Origin of the sequence: Streptococcus intestinihominis, from assembly GCF_046824975.1 — a bacterium.
Taxonomy (GTDB): Bacteria; Bacillota; Bacilli; order Lactobacillales; family Streptococcaceae; genus Streptococcus.
Genome location: NZ_JBKQBL010000004.1, coordinates 198405 through 201001, shown reverse-complemented (window position 1 = coordinate 201001; position 2597 = coordinate 198405). Strand labels below are relative to the sequence as shown.

Annotated in this window: 4 protein-coding genes and 1 pseudogene; 4 read left to right on the top strand and 1 reads right to left on the bottom strand. The window is 38.8% G+C overall.

Features of this window, described 5'->3' with window-relative positions:
* The 4 genes and pseudogenes from ACLOR3_RS07845 to ACLOR3_RS07830 all read left to right on the top strand — a co-directional run.
* Positions 1–367, top strand: a pseudogene (locus tag ACLOR3_RS07845) (HPr(Ser) kinase/phosphatase); the annotation flags it as partial.
* Positions 364–1146, top strand: a complete 783-nt coding sequence (gene lgt / locus ACLOR3_RS07840) for a prolipoprotein diacylglyceryl transferase (protein ID WP_048717396.1) — start codon at positions 364–366, stop codon at positions 1144–1146. The pseudogene ACLOR3_RS07845 and the gene lgt, both read left to right, overlap by 4 nt.
* An 11-nt stretch (positions 1147–1157) precedes the next feature.
* Entirely contained in the window at positions 1158–1541 is a 384-nt protein-coding gene (locus ACLOR3_RS07835; RefSeq protein ID WP_006595909.1) for a DUF948 domain-containing protein, read from the top strand.
* Between the two features lie 15 nt (positions 1542–1556).
* Entirely contained in the window at positions 1557–2024 is a 468-nt protein-coding gene (locus ACLOR3_RS07830; RefSeq protein ID WP_048717394.1) for a YtxH domain-containing protein, read from the top strand.
* Positions 2025–2122: 98 nt separating this feature from the next.
* Here the strand turns inward: ACLOR3_RS07830 and ACLOR3_RS07825 are convergent, their stop codons facing one another.
* Positions 2123–2419, bottom strand: coding sequence for a DUF3270 family protein (locus ACLOR3_RS07825; RefSeq protein WP_048717392.1), 297 nt, complete (start codon positions 2417–2419; stop codon positions 2123–2125).
* Positions 2420–2597: the final 178 nt, after the last annotated feature.

The following is a 2597-nucleotide window of genomic DNA, read 5'->3' as shown; positions in this document are numbered from 1 at the left end:
GTGGGGTGAGCCCGCTGAAATTCTACGCCATATGTTAGAGATTCGGGGAGTAGGGATTATTGATGTCATGAGTCTCTATGGTGCCAGTGCTGTGAAAGATTCTTCACAGGTTCAAATCGCGGTCTATTTAGAAAACTACACCAAGGAACAAACCTACGATCGTCTTGGCAATAATGCAGAAGAAATTGAGTTCTGTGGAGTGACTATTCCAAGAATTCGCATCCCTGTTAAGACAGGTCGCAATATTTCCGTTGTCATTGAAGCAGCTGCGATGAACTACCGCGCCAAAGAAATGGGATATGATGCTACTAAAACCTTTGAAGATCGATTGACCCAGTTGATTGATCAAAATGAGGTGAAAGTATGAATCCAGTAGCCATTCAACTTGGTCCCTTTAGCATTCGCTGGTATGCGATTTGTATCGTCCTCGGTCTCCTTTTGGCGGTTATCCTGTCTATGAAAGAAGCCCCTCGTAAAGGGATAGAGTCAGACGATATTATTGATTTCATTCTGATTGCTTTTCCAGTAGCAATCATAGGGGCTCGTCTTTACTATGTTATTTTTCAATGGTCTTATTACAGGGAACACCCAGGAGAGATTTTTGCCGTATGGAACGGTGGGATTGCTATCTATGGTGGACTCCTGGCAGGGGCTCTAGTCCTCTACCTATTTTCACGCAGTCGTTTGATTGATCCAGTTGATTTCTTAGATATCGCTGCACCGAGTGTCATGATTGCTCAAAGTATTGGCCGTTGGGGCAATTTTGTTAACCAAGAAGCCTACGGAGCCATTGTTAAGAATTTAGATTATTTACCTTCTTTCATTCGTAATCAGATGTTTATCGATGGACATTACCGTCAACCGACCTTCTTATATGAATCTTGTTGGAACTTGCTTGGTTTTGTACTGATTCTTTACTTGCGTCGTCGTCCGAAACTGTTGAGAAAGGGCGAAATTACTGCTTTCTATCTAATCTGGTATGGCTTTGGTCGAATGATTATTGAAGGAATGCGGACAGATAGCTTGATGTTTTTGGGAATTCGAGTATCACAATGGCTTTCCCTGATCCTCATCCTACTTGGTATCAGCATCATGATCTATCAACGAAAAAAGAATGCACCATTTTATAGAACGGAAATAGATTAAGGAGAAAAGAAATGTTTATTGAAATTGCCTATGGGCTTTTAGGGTTAGCTTTAGTAGTTTTGGTCATCTACTTGATTATCTTGTTTTCAAAGATTGGAAAAGTTGTAGATGAGACTCAGGTAACGATTAAGACCTTGACATCAGATGTGAATGTAACCTTACACCAAACCAATGAGTTGTTAGCAAAAGTGAATGTTTTGACAGAAGATTTGAATCAAAAGGTTGCAACCATTGATCCACTCTTCACTGCAGTGGCAGATTTGTCTGTATCTGTATCAGATTTGAATGATCAGGCTCGTCAGATTAGCAAAAAAGCTGTCGTTGTTGGTGGAAAGACTGTTAAAACATCCGTCGGATTAAAAGCAGCTCGCATGGCTATGAAATTATTTAAATAAGAAAAGAGGTACCTTATGGGACGTTTATCATCATTATTAATTGGAACGATCACTGGCGCATCCGCAGCCTACTTCCTGACAACCAAAAAAGGGAAAGAGTTGACTGGTAAAGTCAAAGGTTTTATAAAAGAATACCAAGAGAACCCACAAGAAGTTCATGATTCTGTGAAACAATCTGCAATGGAACTATCCAAGCAAGCATCAGACGCTATTCAGCAAACCAAGGAAAAAGTTGAAAGTGGCGAGATCAACAAAGACACTGTTATCGAGACAGTGAAAGATAAGACGCAGGATGTGGTAGAATTTTCACAAGATGCTATCCAAACGATTAAGGAAAAAATCCAGCAAAAGACCGGCAATCAAGCAAGTCCTTTCCAGCCTAAACAGGAAAAAGAAAGTGAAGAGATTGTCCTTGAATTAGAAGAAACAGCTCTTCCAGAAGTGGAAGAAGAGATCAAAGAAACAGCTGTAGAAGAAGAATAAAATAATCCCTCACCAATGGTGAGGGATTTCTTTTATGAGATGACAAACGAGGATGGGGGATGCCAAAAAGCCTCCCGAAGGAGGCTAAAAAATTAATCTTAGTCCTGTTTCCGTTTTAACTGGAAAATACGGAAAGCTTGGATACTTCCCAAACTACAAGCAATTGCTGAGGCAAAAGCAAAGAAGGTATTCATCTTCATTGATAAAAAGACGAAACTAAATAAAACAGTTAAGACACAAAACACAGCAATATTAAGGAAAAATAGTAGCTCACTTAATTGCGGAGCTGGTTCAGTATCAAGGTTAAAATCATAATTAGTTGTTGTATTCTCTTGTTGAAGAGGGACTTCGACATAGTCGTATTCTTCAACAATTCTAAGTTTTCTTGCGGGCATATTTCTCTCTCCTAACAGTACTCTATTATTTTAACACGTTTTCAAGCATAGAAATGTTACAAAACTGTTACAATTTTTACAAAATTAAGAAATTTAGAGAGCAAAATAACTTTTTTGGTATAATAGTTTTCATGAAAAAGATAATTATTACAGCTACAGCTGAAAGTATTGAACAGGT

What these genes read in the sequence shown, in the direction of transcription:
- ACLOR3_RS07825 (WP_048717392.1), bottom strand. Translation starts at nt 2,419, where the DNA reads ATGCCCGCAAGAAAACTTAGAATTGTTGAAGAATACGACTATGTCGAA.
- lgt (WP_048717396.1), top strand. Translation starts at nt 364, where the DNA reads ATGAATCCAGTAGCCATTCAACTTGGTCCCTTTAGCATTCGCTGGTAT.
- ACLOR3_RS07835 (WP_006595909.1), top strand. Translation starts at nt 1,158, where the DNA reads ATGTTTATTGAAATTGCCTATGGGCTTTTAGGGTTAGCTTTAGTAGTT.
- ACLOR3_RS07830 (WP_048717394.1), top strand. Translation starts at nt 1,557, where the DNA reads ATGGGACGTTTATCATCATTATTAATTGGAACGATCACTGGCGCATCC.